Consider the following 15,645-nt stretch of genomic DNA (forward strand, 5'->3'; position numbering starts at 1 on the left):
TGACAGCCCCGGCCTCCTGGACGGGGCCTCGGCTGTCACACCCGGTTCACCTCACGGGAAGTACGGCGTGTGGGTGATCGAGGAGATCTTGAGGTAGCGGGCGCCGTCGCCGGTGGCCCAGGTGGAGGAGTCCGGGTTGCCTGGCCAGTCGCCGCCGACCGCGATGTTGGCGATGAAGCGCAGGCCCGTGCCGGACGGGGCGCGGTACCAGGTGGTGCCCGTGGTGACGCCGTCCACGGCGAAGTCGATGTGGTCCGGGAACCAGCTGAACGAGTACCGGTGGTACGCGTTCGTCCAGGCGGCGGAGTTCTTCGAGAACTGCTGCTGGTTGTTGTTGACGTCGTGGGACGTCTGGTAGACGGTGCCCGGGTTCTGCCCCACGATCTCGGCGGCGTCGAACTCCGGGAGCCACGGGTTCAGGTACGCCGCCCACACCGCCGGCAGCAGGCCGCGCCCGTTGGGCATGTTCGCGGTGAAGCTGTACGTGCCGTACCCGTACAGCTTCGTCGACTCCACGCGGCCCGAGTAGTAGACCCCACCGCCGGCGTTGTACGCCTTGATGACCAGCGTGTTGCCCTCGTACCAGACGCAGTCCGGGCGGTACGTCTCCAGCTCGTTGTTGGGAGTCCACCTCCCGCTGATCTTGTTCCAGGAGTTGACGGTCACCGGGCTGCCCCAGGAGGCGGCCTGGGAGGTCTGCGCACCCAGCATCAGTGCGGGCGGTACGGCCAGGCCGGCGCCGAGTATGCGTCTGCGGCTCGGCATGGGCGGTGTGGGGGTCATCGCAGCTCCATTGCTTGGATGAACGAGGGAAGTGAGAGCGCTTCCACGCCCCACTTGTCGGTGGACTGTAAGGATCCGTTCGTCCATTGACAAGATGTGCCGCAAAGATCGACATGCGCCTTCACAGGTTGAACGCAACCGGGACAACAGGGACTGCCTGCGGAAACGCTCGCGGCAACGCCCACCCCCATCACGATCCGGTGATCGAGAACCGGCCAGGGGCTTGATTTACGTGCGTGTAATCGATTCCACCGGTCTTTCAATCGGCCGTGTAAACGATTCCACACGGCCATGCAGCCACAAGAACAGCCAGGTCTTACCCCATCAACACCAGCCGGGTGGGAACCAGCCCGGGATCTTGAATCAAGATCAAGGAGACAGCACGTGCTTGGTTCTCCGACTGGGACCGCACCAAGGGCCTCGACGTCATGACCAACCTCCTCCAGGCCAACCCCGGCATCAGCGGTGTCTTCGCCGAGAACGACGAGATGGCGCTCGGCGCGATCAAGGCGCTGGGCAGCAAGGCGGGCACGTCGGCGCAGGTGATCGGCTTCGACGGTACGCCGGACGGGCTGAAGGCGGTCGCGGACGGTTCGCTGTACGCGTCGGTCGCCCAGCAGCCCAAGGAGCTCGGGAGGATCGCGGTACGGAACGCGCTGCGGGTCGCCGAGGAGAAGGGCGTCGCGAAGACGGTGATGGTGCCGGTGAAGGTGGTCACGAAGGAGAACGTGGCGGGGTTCGGGGGCTGAGCCGGTCGCAGCTGGGGGCTGCGGGAAGCTGTGGGGAAGCGGGCAGGCCGGACGCCTCTTGTCGAGGCCGCCCGGCCTACCCGGTGGCGGACCGGGTGACGGAACTGGGCATTTCGCCCGTCCGGCCGGCCGTCAGCCGGTACAACTGATCTGTATGGGGAGACTGTTCATGAGCGACTACGACCTGCTGGTCGTGGGATCGGCCAACGCCGACCTGGTCACCGTGGTCGAGCGGCGGCCGGCGGCCGGTGAGACGGTGCTCGGGTCCGACCTGGTCGTCCACCCGGGGGGCAAGGGCGCCAACCAGGCGGTCGCCGCCGCCCGGCTGGGGGCGCGTACGGCGCTGCTGGCCCGGGTCGGCGACGACGGCCACGGCCGACTGCTGCTCGACTCGATGGTGGACGCCGGTGTCGACACGGTGGGCGTACTGGTCGGCGGGGCGCCCACGGGGGTCGCGCTGATCACGGTGGATCCGTCGGGCGACAACAGCATCGTGGTGTCGCCGGGCGCCAACGGACGGCTGGTGCCCGAGGACGTCCGGTCGGCCGGGAGCCTGTTCCAGGCGGCGCGGGTGGTGTCGGCGCAGCTGGAGATTCCGCTGGAGTCGGTCGTGGAGGTCGTACGGAACCTGTCTCCCGAGAGCCGGTTCGTCCTCAATCCGTCGCCTCCTCGCCCATTGCCGCGTGAAGTCCTGGCGGCCTGCGATCCGTTGATCGTGAACGAGCACGAGGCCCGGGTGATCGCCGGTGCGGACACCGAGCTCGGCGACTCGCCGGAGGACTGGGCGAAGGCGCTGCTCGCGCTCGGGCCGCGCTCGGTCGTCATCACGCTGGGCGCGCAGGGCGCGCTGGTCGCCATACGGGCCGGGGAGCGGGTACGGGTGCCGTCGGTACCGGTGGACGCCGTGGACACGACGGGGGCGGGCGACGCGTTCACCGCCGCGCTGGCGTGGCGGCTGGGCGCGGGCGAGTCGTTGGCCGAGGCGGCGGCGTACGCGGCCCGGGTGGGCGCGGTCGCGGTGACGCGGGCCGGCGCCCAGGAGTCGTTCCCGACCGCTGAGGAGGTCGAGGGTCTTTGAAGCGGGGCGGAATACTGAACCGTCATCTCTCGGGCGCGCTCGCCGAGTTGGGCCACGGTGACGGGGTGCTGGTGCGTGAAAGGGGGCGGCGAAGCTGCTGTACGAGTACTTTCCCGACGGCGCCCTCGCACTCGTCCCGCATGAGCGGCTCAAGGAGCTGTCGGCGGGGGCGCGGCTCGTCGTACGGACGGGGGAGGCCCGGCCGTACGCGAACGTGCTGCTGCGGTGCGGGGTCTTCTTCTGAGCCGGGTTTTCTTTGAGCCGGGTTCGGCTCAGAGACCCGAGCGGGTGAACGTCACATGGGTGACGCCGGTGGGCGAGGAGGTCGCCTGGACGTCGTAGTCCTTCTCGAGGTCCTCCAGTCCGTCCCAGAGGCGTACACCTCGGCCGAGCAGGACCGGGACGACCACCGTGTGCAGGTGGTCGATGAGCCCGGCGGCGAGGAAGTCGCGGACCACGGTGGGCCCGCCGCCGATGCGGACGTCCTGGCCGCCCGCCGCCTCGCGGGCCGTGTCGAGCGCCTTGGCGGGCGACGTGTCGAGGAAGTGGAACGTCGTGCCGCCCTCCATCTCGATCGAGGGGCGGGGGTGGTGGGTGAGGATGAAGGTCGGGGTGTGGAACGGCGGGTTGGGCCCCCACCAGCCCTTCCACTCCGGGTCCTCGTGCCAGCCGGGCGGGCCGAACTTCCCGGCGCCCATGATCTCGGCGCCGATCCCGGGCGCGAACTGCTGGGCGAAGGCGTCGTCGACTCCCTTGGCCCCGCCGGCCTGGTCGGTCATCTCGTGCCAGAACCGGGTGGTGAACATCCACTGGTGCAGCCTCTCGCCCGCGTGGCCGAACGGCGCGTCAAGGGTCAGCCCCTCACCGGTGCCGAAGCCGTCGAGCGAGATGGCGAAGTTGTGGACGCGGGCGAGTGACATGTGCGGCGACTCCGTTGCGGTGGGTGGGTGGCTGAGCTTCGCTGGTTCTTCCCGGGGCTCAAGGTAGCCGGGGGCGGGGTCGGGCGCCGGTTGAATTCGGCATCGAGGGGGCCATCCGTCGATCGGGCCCCCTCGCTCATGGAGCGTCCGCGCTGAGCGACGCGTGCTCGAGGTCGCCTCCCGATCCGATATTTCGCGAGGGGCGCTCCACCCTTCACCCGTAAGACAGATGAGAATGTCCCACTCCGGGTGTACGGGGGCTTTTGTGGATGCCAGGAATCTCTTCGACACCAGAACCACCTCCCGGCTCGTCCGACTCGAATGGTCGGTCGCTCTCGCCGTTTCCGGTGTTGCCGCTCTGACGCATCTTTCCGAGATCCGCTGGTGGCTTTTCGTTTCCCTTTTCCTCGTCATCGATCTCATCGGATACATTCCGGGCGCCATCGCCTATCGGCGAAGCCCTGCCGGACTCATCGGGCGCGGTTACTACGTCGCCTACAACCTGATGCACTCACTGGTCACCTGGGCCGTGTTCGCCGGGTTGTGGAGTTGGCTGGTCGGTGCGGAATGGGCGTTGCTGGCGCTGCCGATCCATCTTCTGGGAGACCGAGCCCTGTTCGGAAACACCCTCAAACCCTTCGGCGTGCCTTTCGAGCCCGCCACGCATCCGGAATTCGAGACCTTCCAGCGAGCCTACGAAGGGAAGGCGAGCGATGCCGTCCGCGTTTGATCTGGTGTCGGCCCACGCCGACAATCCCAGCGCGTTTCTCGCCCTCAACAGCGGAAACGAGTTCTTTCTCGACGAGCGTCACGACGGTGTCTGTGCCTTTCGGCCGGCCCGGCGTCATCTCCTCCAGCTCGGTGGCCCCTTCGCCGCCCCCGGCGACCGTGCCGGGCTGCTGGACGCCTTCCTCGAGCGGGCCGCGTCCGGGCGGCGGCGCGTCATCGCCGTACAACTACAGGCCGATGACGCCCAGTTGTACGCCTCTCGCGGGTTCACCGTGAACCAGATGGGGGCTTCGTACGCCGTCGATCTGACGCGGTTCACGCTGCGCGGGTCGCCGTTCGTGCGGCTGCGGAACAAGATCTCCCGGGCCCGGCGTGCGGGGGTGGAGGTCGCCGAGGTTGATCCCACGGACGCTTCGGACGCCTCTGACGCCTCGGGTGAGCTCGATCTCCTCGATCGTGAATGGCTGCGCGAGAAAGGGAAAAGAACGAAGGAGCTTCGGTTTCTCGTCGGGGAGCGTGGCGGGGCCGAGGAGAAGCGTCAGCGTGTTTTCACCGGTACCGTCGACGGGCGCATCGTGGGGTATGTCAGCTACTCCCCCGCCTTCGGCAGCCGTCCCGGTCGGCTGCACGATCTCAGTCGGCGTCGCGCGGACGCCCCGCCCGGCACGATGGAACTCATCAACTCGACCGCGATCGAGCGCATCACCGCCGAGGGTGACAAATGGCTGCACTTCGGATTCACGCCCTTCGTCGGGCTCGATCCGGCCCTCGAAGTTCCGGGCGCCAGTGGAACGGTGGCGCGTGTCCTGCGTTTTCTCGGTGAGCACGGCGAGCGTGTCTATCCCGCCGCCGCGCAGCTCGACTACAAGGAGAAATGGGCACCGCATGTCGTGCTGCCCGAATACATCGCCTTCCAGGGGCGGGTGACACCGGGCGCTTTGTGGCGGCTCGGGCGGGAGACCAACGCCATTTGATCACCCCCGTCCGATCACCCCTGGGCGCACCACACCGACCAACAACACCGGTGAACAAAACAAGCAAGAGGAGTTACTCATGCGCGACGTCGTCGTCCAGGTGGTCGTCGAGGAACGTACGGCCCGTCAGGCGTACGAGCTGATCTGCGACTTCCGCCGTTATCCCGAGCTGACCGACAAGGTGGACGAGGTCGTGGTGCATCCGCCGAAAGCCGACGGGTCGCTGCGGTCGGACTGGAGTGTCATCTTCCGCAACGGGCTGATGCGGTGGAGCGAGCTCGACCGGTTCGTGCCGGAGACGCTGACCGTCGAGTTCGAGCAGATCAAGGGCGACTTCGAGATCTTCCGCGGCTCCTGGGTGTGCGAGGAGCGGGAGTCCGAGGACGGCGGGGGCGCGGCGGTCACGGTGGTCACCTTCCGGTCCGAATTCGACCTGGGGATCCCGTCCCTGGCGGAGATCCTCGACCCGGTCGCCGAGAGCACCCTGCGGGACAACATCCTGCGCATCCTCGAAGGGCTCATGGGCCGGGTGATCCCCATGACCCCCATGAACCTCACCGCCGCCCGGCATGGCTGACCCGGGGTCGTCCCTGGCCACCCGGCCCGGTGTCGCCCAATGCCTCGACCTGTACGCCAAGTTGGCGTCCGGGGTGTGCGTCGTGACCACCCGGGGTCCCGCCGGACCGCCGGTGTGCGCCACCGTCTCCTCGGCGGCGGCCGTCTCCGCGTCCCCACCCCTGATGTCGCTGTGTCTGGCCAACGCCTCCCGTACCCTCGCCGCCCTCCGTCACCACGGCGCCTTCGCCCTCCACGTCCTCGACGAACGGCACCGCCCGTGGGCCGAGCGCTGCGCCGACCCGCTCGCCACCGCCGCCGAGCGGTTCGGCGAGGAGCAGGCGGCGTACGTCCATGACGTGCCCGTCCGCACCGACGCCCTCGCCTGGTCCGTGTGCGCGGTGACGGACATACGGGCGTACGGCGACCACCACCTCGTCGTCGGCGAGGTGCTCGCCGCCCACACCGGCACCGGGCGTCCGCTGCTCTGGTACGACCGTGGCTTCCACGGACAGGGAGGCGCGGCGTTCCATGGGTGAGCGGCACTCCCCCGACGACCTCTTCGACGTACCCGTGGCACCGGCACCGCCGTGGCGGGGCGGGCGCCCCGAGGATCACCAACTCCCGTCCGTACGGGGCCTGCTGAGCGCCGATTTCACTGTCGTCGGCGCCGGTCTGGCCGGCCTCTCCACCGCCTACCACCTGCTGCGGTACGCACCCGGCGCCGATGTCGCCGTAGTCGACGCGGGCCATCCCGCAGCGGGCGCCAGCGGCCACGGCACCGGTCTCCTCGGCCCCCGGGCGGGTCCGCCGGTCGACCGCGCGCTGCGCCGCCACGGCCCGGACGCGGCCCGTCGAATGCACCGGGCCAGCGAGGACGCGGTGGCCGGCGCCCTGGAGCTGTGCCGCGTCCTGGACGTGCCGGTGCGCACCGGCGAGCAGCTCGTCGTGGCACGCTCACCGGAGGGACTGGCCCGGCTGTCGGGACAGGCGGCGGCCTATCGCGCCCTCGGCCTGGACGTACTGTCCCTGTCGGCGGCCGGGGTGCGTGAGCGGATCGACGTGCCCTGTCAGGCGGGGCTCCTCCACCGGCACGCGGCCACCCTGGACCCCGCCCTGCTCACCGCCGCCCTCGCCGGAGCCTGCGCTGCGGGCGGGGCGCGTCTGTACGGGCGTTCACCTGTCGTCGGTCACCACGCCACCGGGTCCGGCGGCACCCGGCTGCTCTTTCCGCACGGTGAACTCCGTACGCACGCCGGGGTGTTCGCGGTCAACGGCGGGGCCGACGCGCTCGGCCTGCCCGTCGGGACGGTGGCGCCGCTGGAGGTGCACGCCATCGCCACCGAGCCGTTGAAGCCGGCGACGCGTGAGGTGCTCGGGGAGGCGTCGGGGGCCTCGTGGGTCGATGCGGCGCGGCTGGCTCCTTACTTCCGGCTGACACCGGAAGGGCGGCTGGTGCTGGGCGGCGGGCGGGCCTCTTTGCCGGGGGCGCCGGGCGGTGCCGGGGAGCGGCGGGACGACAGGGCCCGGCGGGCGACCTGGCAGTGGCTGGCGGAGCGGATGCGGGCCCTGCACCCGCTCCTCGCCGACACGGCCGTCACGCATCGCTGGACCGGCCGTATCGGTGTGACTCTCGACGACCTGCCCGTGGTGGGCCCGCTCGCCCAGAGCCCGGGGATGTGGTTCGTCGGGGGGTGCTGCGGTCATGGGCTGGCTCTGTCCGTCGCCCACGGGGGGTATGTGGCGCGGCAGTTGCTGGGTTTCCGTGAGGTGGACGGCGGTCCGGCGCTGCCCTGGCATCGCTCGGCCGCGCCACGGCTGCCGCTCGGTGGAGCGGGGCGCGTGGTGTTGCGCCGCCATCTCGACCGGCTGGACCGCCGGGTGAGAAGTGCCGCGTGAACGGTGAACGCTGACACTCGCGCCCAAGTCCGCGCAAATCCACCCGAGGGGCGCCTCGGCGGGAGATCGTAAGACCTGGTGGAGACCGAGAAAGAGGGGGAAGGCCCATGCCCGGCATGAAGGGCGGCGACATCATGACCAGAGGTCCCTACCAGCTGCTTCAGGAGAACTTCCGGCGCCCGATGGGTGCACCGGGCGCCTTGGTGGGGCATCTGATGACCGTGCAGCATCGAGGGCTCACCCAGTGGTCGGCGGAGCATCTGGACGTCCGCCGCACCCATCATGTGCTCGACCTCGGCTGCGGCAGCGGCATGGCCGTGGAACTGCTGGCCCGGCGGGCCGAGTTGGGCTTCGTCGCGGGGCTCGACCACTCGCCCACCATGGTCCGCCAGGCGGTGCGGCGCAACGCCGCCGCCGTCGGCCGGGGGCGGGTCGCGATCCGGCAGGGGGACGTCGGTCAACTGCCGTACGAGGACGACGCGTTCGACCGCGTCAGTGCCATCGAGACGTTCTACTTCTGGCCGGATCCGCTGCGCGGACTCGCCGAGGCGTACCGAGTCCTCAAACCCGGCGGACAGTTGGCCGTCACCCTGGAGATGAGCCGGGAGGCGGCGGCCGTACCGACGCTGACCCAGCGGTACTTCGGACGGCGCTTCACCGAGCGGTCCGAGCGGGACGGGCTGCGCATCCTGTCCGGCGCCGAAATCGTGGCGATGCTCGACGTCGCCGGTTTCAAGGACACCCGGTTCGTAGCCGAGCCCCGCCGTTCCCTCGGCTGGGTCTGCGCCCTCGGCAGCAAATGAGCGGCCCGGTGAGCAGTGGGGTGAGTGGTGGGGTGAGTAGTCACGTGAGCAGTCAGGCGTGTGGGCGGGCGCGCCTCCATGGGAGCGCCCCGGCCGCGCCCGAGGTCGCCGGGCTGCCGGTCCTGGGCAGCGTGCTCGACTTCCGGCGGGACATCCTCGCCGCGATGCGCGCCGGCTGGCGGGAGGGCGGCGACCTCGTCCGCTACCGGCTCGGGCCCGTCTCCGTGCACGGCGTGTCCAGCCCGGAGCTGGCCGGCGAGGTGCTGACCGACAGCGCCGTCTACGGCAAGCTCGGCCCCGACAACCCGCTGCGCCTGGTGCTCGGCGAGGGCCTGCTGACCGGCGACGACCACGAGAGCTGGCTGACCAACCGGCGCATGATGCAGCCGATCTACGGCAAACAGGCCCTCACCTCCATGTTCTCCACGATGGCCGGCTCGGTCGAGGACCAGCTGACCCACCTGGCGGCCACCTACCGCACCGGTGACGCCGTCGATCTGCACACCGAGCTGATGCGGGTGACGCTCGACATCGTCAGCCGGTGCATGTTCAGCACCGACATCAACGAAGGCCTCGGCGAACTCGGCCCGGACGCGGTGGACGTCGCGATCAACTTCGCCTTCGACCGGCTCCAGAACCCCTTCAGCCCGCCCACTCACTGGCCGACCCCACGCAACCGGCGGTTCCGTGAGGTCATGGACGGCATCGACGCCCTGATCCACCGCATCATCCGCGAACGCCGGGCCGAGGCGGAGACGGCAGAGCCTGGCGTCCGGCGCGGGGATCTGCTGGACATGCTCCTCGACGCCCGGGACGAGGACACCGGCGTGGGCATGGACGACCGGCAGCTGCGCGATGAGGTGATCACCACGTTCGCCGCCGGTCACGAGACGACCGCGGTCACCCTCAGCTGGACCTTCTACCTCCTCTCCCGCCACCGTGACGTCCTGGCGGCGGTCCAGCGCGAGATCGACGACGCCCTCGGCGGACGGCTGCCCACCGTCGACGACCTGCGCGCCATGCCATACACACTGCAGGTCTTCGAGGAGTCTCTGCGGATGTACCCGTCGGCACCGATCGTTCCCCGACTGACCCTGAAGGACACCGAGTTGGGCGGCCACCGGGTACCGGCGGGCTCACGTGTCCTGGTCAACCTGCACAACATCCACCGCCATCCGGCCCACTGGCCCGACGCGGAACGCTTCGACCCCGGCCGCTTCGGCGCCCAGCAGGATCCCGCGAGGGAGAAACGGCACCGGTTCGCCTATCTGCCCTTCGGCGCGGGGCCGCACCTGTGCATCGGCAAGCACTTCGCGCTCATGGAGGCGCATCTGCTGCTCGCCGCGCTGCTGCAACGCTACGAGTTCCGGCATGTCCCGTCCCACCGGGTCGTCGACCACGCCACGATCACCCTGCGCCCCCGCTACGGCATGGTGATGACCCTGCACGACCGCCGCCCCCGCAACCCCTGAAACCTCTCTGATTCCCGTCCACAGCAATGTATTTGGAGCCTCTGATGGTGACGCGCCAGGACGATCCGAACCCCCGCCGGGGAGCGACCGATCCGCACACCCTGCCGCTCAACACGGTCCAGTACCATCCGGCCCGGCCGCAGGGCCACTACGAGAGCTTCTACCAGCGCGGAAACCATCCCACCGAACCGCGCGCCTTCTGGATCCGCTACACCGTCTTCAGCCCGGCCGGGATGCCGGAGTCGGCCATCGGTGAGCTGTGGGCGGTGTACTTCGACGGGGTGACGGGCCGGCATGTGGTCGCCAAGGAGGAGTATCCGATCGCCGAGTGCGACTTCCGGCGCGGCACGTTCGGCGCGCGGGTCGGCGACCGGGTGCTGGAACCGGGGCGCCTCAAGGGCGAGGCCACGGGCCCGAACGGCTCCATCGGCTGGGACCTGACGTACGAGGGCGGCGAGCCGCCGCTGTTCCTGCTGCCGCCGAAGATGTACGCCGGTGGCTTCCCCAAGGCGAAGAGCCTGGTCGGGACGCCGCTGGCGCGCTACGACGGCTCCCTCACGGTCGACGGCGAGACGGTCGACGTGGATGGCTGGACGGGCAGCCAGAACCACAACTGGGGCAGCCAGCACACCGATTACTACGCCTTCGGCCAGGTCGCCGGGTTCGACGACGCGCCGGACAGCTTCCTGGAGATCGTCACCGCCCGCGCGAAGATCGGCCCGGTACGGACCCCGATGGCGACCTTCCTCGTCCTGCGCCACGACGACCGCGAGTACCAACTCATCTCGATGCGAAGGGCGTTGATGGCGAAGGCCCAATTCGGTTACTTCCACTGGGACTTCAGCACGAGCGACGACAGCGTGAGCGTCAAGGGGCGGTTCCTGGCGACGCGGGAGCAGTTCGTCGGGCTCAACTACTACAACCCGCCCGGCGGCATCAAGCACTGCCTCAACACCAAGATCACCAGCTGTGAGCTGGAGGTGCGCAACAAGGTCACCGGCAAGGTCGACCGGCTGCGCACCGAACACCGCGCCCTGATGGAGATCCTCACCGACGACCGCTCCCACGGGATCGAGATCCGCGCGTGAGGAAGCCGTCGCAGGCCACGGCGGCCGTCCGTACCCGGTGCTCCTCCACCGGACACGGACGGCCGTACCGTTACGCCACGTGCTCCACGGCCGTCACGCCACGTGCTCCACGAAACGCGCCGCGGTCTCCGCGAGCACCTCGCGCCCGTCCCGGGCCCACAGCGCGTCGTTGAACAGCTCGACCTCGATGGGACCGGTGTAACCGGCGGCCTCGACGTGCGCCTTCCACTCCCGCATGTCGATCGAACCGTCACCGATCTGACCGCGGCCGTTGAGGACGCCCTCCGGCAACGGCGTCGTCCAGTCGGCGAGTTGGAAGGTGTGGATACGGCCACCGGCGCCCGCGCGGGCGATCTGCGCGGGCGCGTTGTCGTCCCACCAGATGTGGTACGTGTCCACCGCGACGCCGACCTGGTGGGCGGGGAAGCGTTCCGCGAGGTCGAGGGCCTGGGTGAGCGTCGAGACCACACAGCGGTCGGCGGCGTACATGGGGTGCAGCGGCTCGATGGCCAGGCGGACGCCGTGCTGCTCGGCGTAGGGGCCCAGCTCGGCGAGCGCGTCGGCGATGCGCTCCCGGGCGCCGCGCAGATCCTTCGAACCGGCCGGCAGACCGCCCGACACCAGGACGAGGGTGTCCGTGCCGAGTGTGGCCGCCTCGTCGATCGCCCGGCGGTTGTCGGCGAGGGCGTCCGCGCGTTCGGCCGGGTCGATCGCGGTGAAGAAGCCGCCCCGGCAGAGGGTGGTGACGGCGAGGCCCGCGTCACGCAGTAGTTTCGCCGTCGCCTCGACGCCGTGCTCCTGGACGGGCGCACGCCACAGGCCCACGCCTGGGACACCCAACTCCAGGCAAGCGTCGGCCAGTTCGGGCAGTGACAGTTGCTTCACCGTCATCTGGTTGATGCTGAAGCGCGCGAGATCCGCGGTGCTGCTGCCGCTCACTGGGCCACTCCGTACAGGGACAGCAGGTTCTTCATCCGCTCCTCGGCCAGCTTCGGGTCCGGGAACAGGCCGAGCCCGTCGGCGAGTTGGTAGGCGCGGGTGAAGTGCGGGAGGGAACGGGCCGACTGGAGTCCGCCGACCATGGTGAAGTGCGACTGGTGACCGGCCAGCCAGGCCAGGAACATCACGCCCGTCTTGTAGAAGCGGGTGGGCGTCTGGAAGAGGTGGCGGGACAACTCGACCGTGGGGTCCAGGAGTTGGCGGAAGCCTGCCGTGTCCCCGGTGTCGAGGACGCGTACCGCCTGCGCGGCCAGCGGGCCCAGCGGGTCGAAGATGCCGAGGAGGGCGTGGCTGAAGCCCTGCTCGTCGCCGGCGATCAGCTCGGGGTAGTTGAAGTCGTCGCCCGTGTAGCAGCGCACGCCCTGCGGGAGACGGCGGCGGATGTCGATCTCGCGCTGGGCGTCGAGGAGGGACACCTTGATGCCGTCGACCTTGTCGGGGTGGGCGGCGATGACGGCGAGGAAGGTGTCGGTGGCCGCGTCGAGGTCGCTCGACCCCCAGTAGCCCTCCAGCGCCGGGTCGAACATGGGGCCGAGCCAGTGCAGGATCACCGGCTCGGCGGACTGGCGCAGCAGATGGCCGTACATGTCGAGGTAGTCCTCGGGCCCCTTCGCCGCTGCGGCCAGGGCCCGGGACGCCATCAGGATCGTCCGGGCACCCGCCTCCTCGACGAGGGCGAGCTGCTCCTCGTACGCCTTGCGGATGTCCGCCAACGAGGCGCCGGGGACGGTCAGTTGATCGGTGCCGACCCCGCAGGCGATGAGACCGCCGACCGACTTGGCCTCGGCGGCCGATCTGCGGATCAGTTCCGCCGCGCCCGCCCAGTCCAGGCCCATGCCGCGCTGGGCGGTGTCCATGGCCTCCGCCACGCCGAGGCCGTGGGACCACAGGTGGCGGCGGAAGGCGAGGGTCGCGTCCCAGTCGACGGCGGCCGGGGAGTCCGGGGACACGTCCGCGTACGGGTCGGCGACGACGTGGGCCGCCGAGTAGACCGTACGGGAGGTGAAGGGGGTGCCGGGGGTGAGGGCGAGGGGGGTGGCGCGTGGCTCGTACACCCTCAACGTGCCGCTCGCGTCCGGGAGTTGGATGGTCACAGCGAGATCTCCGGTACCTCGAGACGGACGCCCTCCGCCGAGGACCTCAGGCCCAGTTCGGCGAGCTGGACACCGCGGGCGCCGGCCAGCAGGTCCCACTGGTAGGGCGCGTCGGCGTAGACGTGCTTCAGGAACAGCTCCCACTGGGCCTTGAAGCCGTTGTCGAACTCGGTGTTGTCCGGGACCTCCTGCCACTGGTCGCGGAAGGAGTAGGTCGCCGGGATGTCCGGGTTCCAGACCGGCTTCGGCGTCGAACTGCGGTGCTGGACGCGGCAGTTGCGCAGACCCGCGACTGCCGAGCCCTCGGTGCCGTCGACCTGGAACTCGACCAGCTCGTCGCGGTTGACCCGAACCGTCCAGGACGAGTTGAACTGGGCGATGGCGCCGCCCTCGAGCTCGAAGATGCCGTAGGCGGCGTCGTCGGCGGTGGCGTCGTACGGCTTGCCGTTCTCGTCCCAGCGCTGCGGGATGTGGGTGGCGGTGAGCGCCTGGACGGTCTTCACGCGGCCGAAGAGCTCGTGGAGCACGTACTCCCAGTGCGGGAACATGTCGACGACGATGCCGCCGCCGTCCTCCGAGCGGTAGTTCCAGGACGGGCGCTGGGCGGCCTGCCAGTCGCCCTCGAATACCCAGTAGCCGAACTCGCCCCGGATGGAGAGGATGCGGCCGAAGAAGCCGCCGTCGATGAGGCGCTTGAGCTTCAGCAGGCCCGGCAGGAACAGCTTGTCCTGGACGACGCCGTGGCGCACACCGGCGGCGTTCGCGAGGCGGGCCAGTTCGAGGGCGCCGTCGAGGCCGGTGGCGGTGGGCTTCTCCGTGTAGATGTGCTTGCCCGCCGCGATCGCCTTCCGGATGGACTCCTCGCGCGCGGACGTGACCTGCGCGTCGAAGTAGATGTCGACGGTCGGGTCCGCGAGGACCTCGTCCACGTTCGTGGAGACGTTCGCCGGGTCCAGGCCGTGCTGCTCGGCGAGCGCCTTCAGCGCGTGCTCACGGCGGCCCACCAGGATCGGTTCCGGCCACAGCACGGTGCCGTCGCCGAGGTCGAGACCGCCCTGCTCGCGCAGCGCGAGGATCGAGCGGACCAGGTGCTGGCGGTAGCCCATGCGCCCGGTCACGCCGTTCATGGCGATACGCACCGTCTTGCGTGTCACGTCTTTCCCTTCGTAGGTGCCACAGGGGCGGGGTACGCGGTGTGCGCGCCGCGTACGCCCGGTGGAAGAGCAGCCACCCGGCGGCCCTACTGGCAAGCATTGCAGCAAGCGCTTTCTATCTAGGGAGAAGCTAGCCTCTGTGCAGCGTTCCGGACAAGAGCACAGGGAAGCCGAATTGTTCGAGGGGACGAACAGCGGGGGCCGTAGGTCATAGGGTCGGCATCGGTATGGACGCGAAGACGCAAAATACGACAACTTACTGCAACGCGATAAACAACATGATGCGCGACCGGAGGACGACGAGATGACGGTGACCCTGGCGGACGTGGCGGCCCGCGCGCAGGTCTCGCCCGCGACGGTGTCGCGCGTACTGAACGGGAACTATCCCGTGGCCGCATCCACCCGGGAGCGGGTGCTGCGCGCCGTGGACGAACTGGACTACGTCCTCAACGGGCCCGCGAGCGCCCTCGCGGCGGCCACCTCCGACCTCGTCGGGATTCTCGTCAACGACATCGCCGACCCCTTCTTCGGGATCATGGCGAGCGCGATCCAGTCGGAGGTCTCGGGACCGGGCGGACGCGCGGGCGGCGAACGGCTGGCGGTCGTGTGCAACACGGGCGGCTCCCCGGAGCGCGAGCTGACGTACCTCACCCTGTTGCAGCGGCAGCGCGCGGCGGCGGTCGTCCTGACCGGCGGCGCGGTGGAGAACCCTCCGCACCTCGCGGCCGTGTCGGCGAAGCTGCGGCGGCTCGCGGAGGCGGGGACGAGGGTGGTGCTGTGCGGGCGCCCGCCGGCGCCGGACAGCTCGGCGATCGCACTGACCTTCGACAACCGTGGGGGCGGGCAGGAGCTCACCGAGCACCTGATCGGGCTGGGCCACCGGCGGCTCGGATACATCGCGGGGCCGGAGGAGCGGACGACGACCCGGCACCGACTGGAGGGGCACCGGGCGGCGCTGACGGCGCATGAGATCTTCGAGGATCCCCGGTGGACCGTCCACGGACGGTACGACCGGCGCTCGGGCTACGAGGCCACCCTGGAGCTGCTCCGCCGGGACCCCACACTGACGGCCGTCGTCGCGGCGAACGACTCCGTCGCGATCGGGGCGTGCGCGGCGCTGCGGGAGTCGGGGCGGCGGATCCCGGGCGACGTGTCCGTCGCCGGGTTCGACGACCTGCCGTTCAGCGCGGACGCGGTGCCTTCGCTGACGACGGTGCGGTTGCCGCTGTCGGAGGCGGGGGCGCGGGCAGGGCGGATCGCCATGGGGCGCGAGGAGCCGCCGCCCGGGGGGATCGCGACGGTTCGGGGGGAGCTGATGGTTCGGGGGTCTTCGGGGGTGCCTCGGGGG

Annotated in this window: 15 protein-coding genes and 2 pseudogenes; 12 read left to right on the forward strand and 5 right to left on the reverse strand. The window is 70.0% G+C overall.

Annotated features, from left to right (window positions below; genetic code table 11):
* Positions 1 to 51: 51 nt before the first annotated feature.
* Positions 52 to 783, reverse strand: a complete 732-nt coding sequence (locus ADL01_RS22555) for a glycoside hydrolase family 16 protein (protein ID WP_053743840.1) — start codon at positions 781 to 783, stop codon at positions 52 to 54.
* A gap of 395 nt (positions 784 to 1,178) precedes the next feature.
* On the opposite strand from ADL01_RS22555, the pseudogene ADL01_RS22560 reads away from it, so the two are divergent.
* From ADL01_RS22560 to ADL01_RS42410, 3 genes and pseudogenes are all read left to right on the forward strand, one after another.
* Positions 1,179 to 1,532, forward strand: a pseudogene (locus ADL01_RS22560) (substrate-binding domain-containing protein); the annotation flags it as partial.
* 169 nt (positions 1,533 to 1,701) lie between these two features.
* Positions 1,702 to 2,610 carry a ribokinase gene (locus ADL01_RS22565; protein ID WP_053743841.1) on the forward strand — a complete coding sequence of 303 codons (909 nt, stop codon included), beginning with the start codon at positions 1,702 to 1,704 and terminating at the stop codon, positions 2,608 to 2,610.
* Positions 2,607 to 2,854, forward strand: a pseudogene (locus ADL01_RS42410) (RbsD/FucU domain-containing protein). Before ADL01_RS22565 ends, ADL01_RS42410 begins: the two are co-directional and overlap by 4 nt.
* 28 nt (positions 2,855 to 2,882) lie before the next feature.
* On the opposite strand, the gene ADL01_RS22570 reads toward ADL01_RS42410, so the two are convergent.
* Positions 2,883 to 3,530, reverse strand: coding sequence for a dihydrofolate reductase family protein (locus ADL01_RS22570; RefSeq protein ID WP_053743842.1), 648 nt, complete (start codon positions 3,528 to 3,530; stop codon positions 2,883 to 2,885).
* A gap of 265 nt (positions 3,531 to 3,795) precedes the next feature.
* Here ADL01_RS22570 and ADL01_RS22575 point away from each other — a divergent pair, with 265 nt between their 5' ends.
* The 8 genes from ADL01_RS22575 to ADL01_RS22610 all read left to right on the forward strand — a co-directional run bounded on the left by ADL01_RS22575 (position 3,796) and on the right by ADL01_RS22610 (position 11,050).
* Positions 3,796 to 4,260 carry a hypothetical protein gene (locus tag ADL01_RS22575; RefSeq protein WP_053743843.1) on the forward strand — a complete coding sequence of 155 codons (465 nt, stop codon included), beginning with the start codon at positions 3,796 to 3,798 and terminating at the stop codon, positions 4,258 to 4,260.
* Positions 4,244 to 5,233 (forward strand): bifunctional lysylphosphatidylglycerol flippase/synthetase MprF, encoded by a 990-nt coding sequence (locus ADL01_RS22580; RefSeq protein WP_053743844.1) that lies wholly within the window; start codon positions 4,244 to 4,246, stop codon positions 5,231 to 5,233. The genes ADL01_RS22575 and ADL01_RS22580 overlap by 17 nt, the downstream gene beginning before the upstream one ends.
* A 79-nt stretch (positions 5,234 to 5,312) precedes the next feature.
* Positions 5,313 to 5,810, forward strand: a complete 498-nt coding sequence (locus ADL01_RS22585) for an SRPBCC family protein (RefSeq protein WP_053743845.1) — start codon at positions 5,313 to 5,315, stop codon at positions 5,808 to 5,810.
* A complete protein-coding gene (locus tag ADL01_RS22590; protein ID WP_053743846.1) occupies positions 5,803 to 6,327 on the forward strand; it encodes a flavin reductase family protein in 525 nt (174 codons plus the stop codon). Before ADL01_RS22585 ends, ADL01_RS22590 begins: the two co-directional genes overlap by 8 nt.
* Positions 6,287 to 7,687, forward strand: coding sequence for an NAD(P)/FAD-dependent oxidoreductase (locus tag ADL01_RS22595; RefSeq protein WP_234354753.1), 1,401 nt, complete (start codon positions 6,287 to 6,289; stop codon positions 7,685 to 7,687). Before ADL01_RS22590 ends, ADL01_RS22595 begins: the two co-directional genes overlap by 41 nt.
* A gap of 107 nt (positions 7,688 to 7,794) precedes the next feature.
* Entirely contained in the window at positions 7,795 to 8,490 is a 696-nt protein-coding gene (locus ADL01_RS22600) for a class I SAM-dependent methyltransferase (RefSeq protein WP_053743847.1), read from the forward strand.
* Positions 8,491 to 8,534: 44 nt separating this feature from the next.
* Positions 8,535 to 9,962 (forward strand): cytochrome P450, encoded by a 1,428-nt coding sequence (locus tag ADL01_RS22605; RefSeq protein WP_053743848.1) that lies wholly within the window; start codon positions 8,535 to 8,537, stop codon positions 9,960 to 9,962.
* 44 nt (positions 9,963 to 10,006) lie between these two features.
* On the forward strand, positions 10,007 to 11,050 hold the full coding sequence (locus ADL01_RS22610) for a hypothetical protein (protein WP_199834898.1): 1,044 nt from the start codon (positions 10,007 to 10,009) through the stop codon (positions 11,048 to 11,050).
* 93 nt (positions 11,051 to 11,143) lie between these two features.
* On the opposite strand, the gene ADL01_RS22615 is transcribed toward ADL01_RS22610, so the two are convergent.
* From ADL01_RS22615 to rpmF, 3 genes are read right to left on the reverse strand one after another with little or no spacing between them, the layout of a single operon-like run.
* The gene (locus ADL01_RS22615) at positions 11,144 to 11,941 is read right to left on the reverse strand and encodes a sugar phosphate isomerase/epimerase family protein (RefSeq protein WP_053743860.1); all 798 of its coding nucleotides are present in this window, start codon (positions 11,939 to 11,941) and stop codon (positions 11,144 to 11,146) included.
* Positions 11,942 to 11,985: 44 nt separating this feature from the next.
* The gene (locus ADL01_RS22620) at positions 11,986 to 13,143 is read right to left on the reverse strand and encodes a dihydrodipicolinate synthase family protein (protein WP_053743849.1); all 1,158 of its coding nucleotides are present in this window, start codon (positions 13,141 to 13,143) and stop codon (positions 11,986 to 11,988) included.
* Positions 13,140 to 14,552 (reverse strand): 50S ribosomal protein L32, encoded by a 1,413-nt coding sequence (gene rpmF, locus ADL01_RS22625; RefSeq protein WP_324614630.1) that lies wholly within the window; start codon positions 14,550 to 14,552, stop codon positions 13,140 to 13,142. Before rpmF ends, ADL01_RS22620 begins: the two co-directional genes overlap by 4 nt.
* A 49-nt stretch (positions 14,553 to 14,601) precedes the next feature.
* Here rpmF and ADL01_RS22630 point away from each other — a divergent pair.
* A partial coding sequence (locus tag ADL01_RS22630; protein ID WP_053743851.1) for a LacI family DNA-binding transcriptional regulator occupies positions 14,602 to 15,645 on the forward strand: 1,044 nt, incomplete at its 3' end.

Origin of the sequence: Streptomyces sp. NRRL WC-3618 (assembly GCF_001280005.1) — a bacterium.
Classification (GTDB): domain Bacteria; phylum Actinomycetota; class Actinomycetes; order Streptomycetales; family Streptomycetaceae; genus Streptomyces.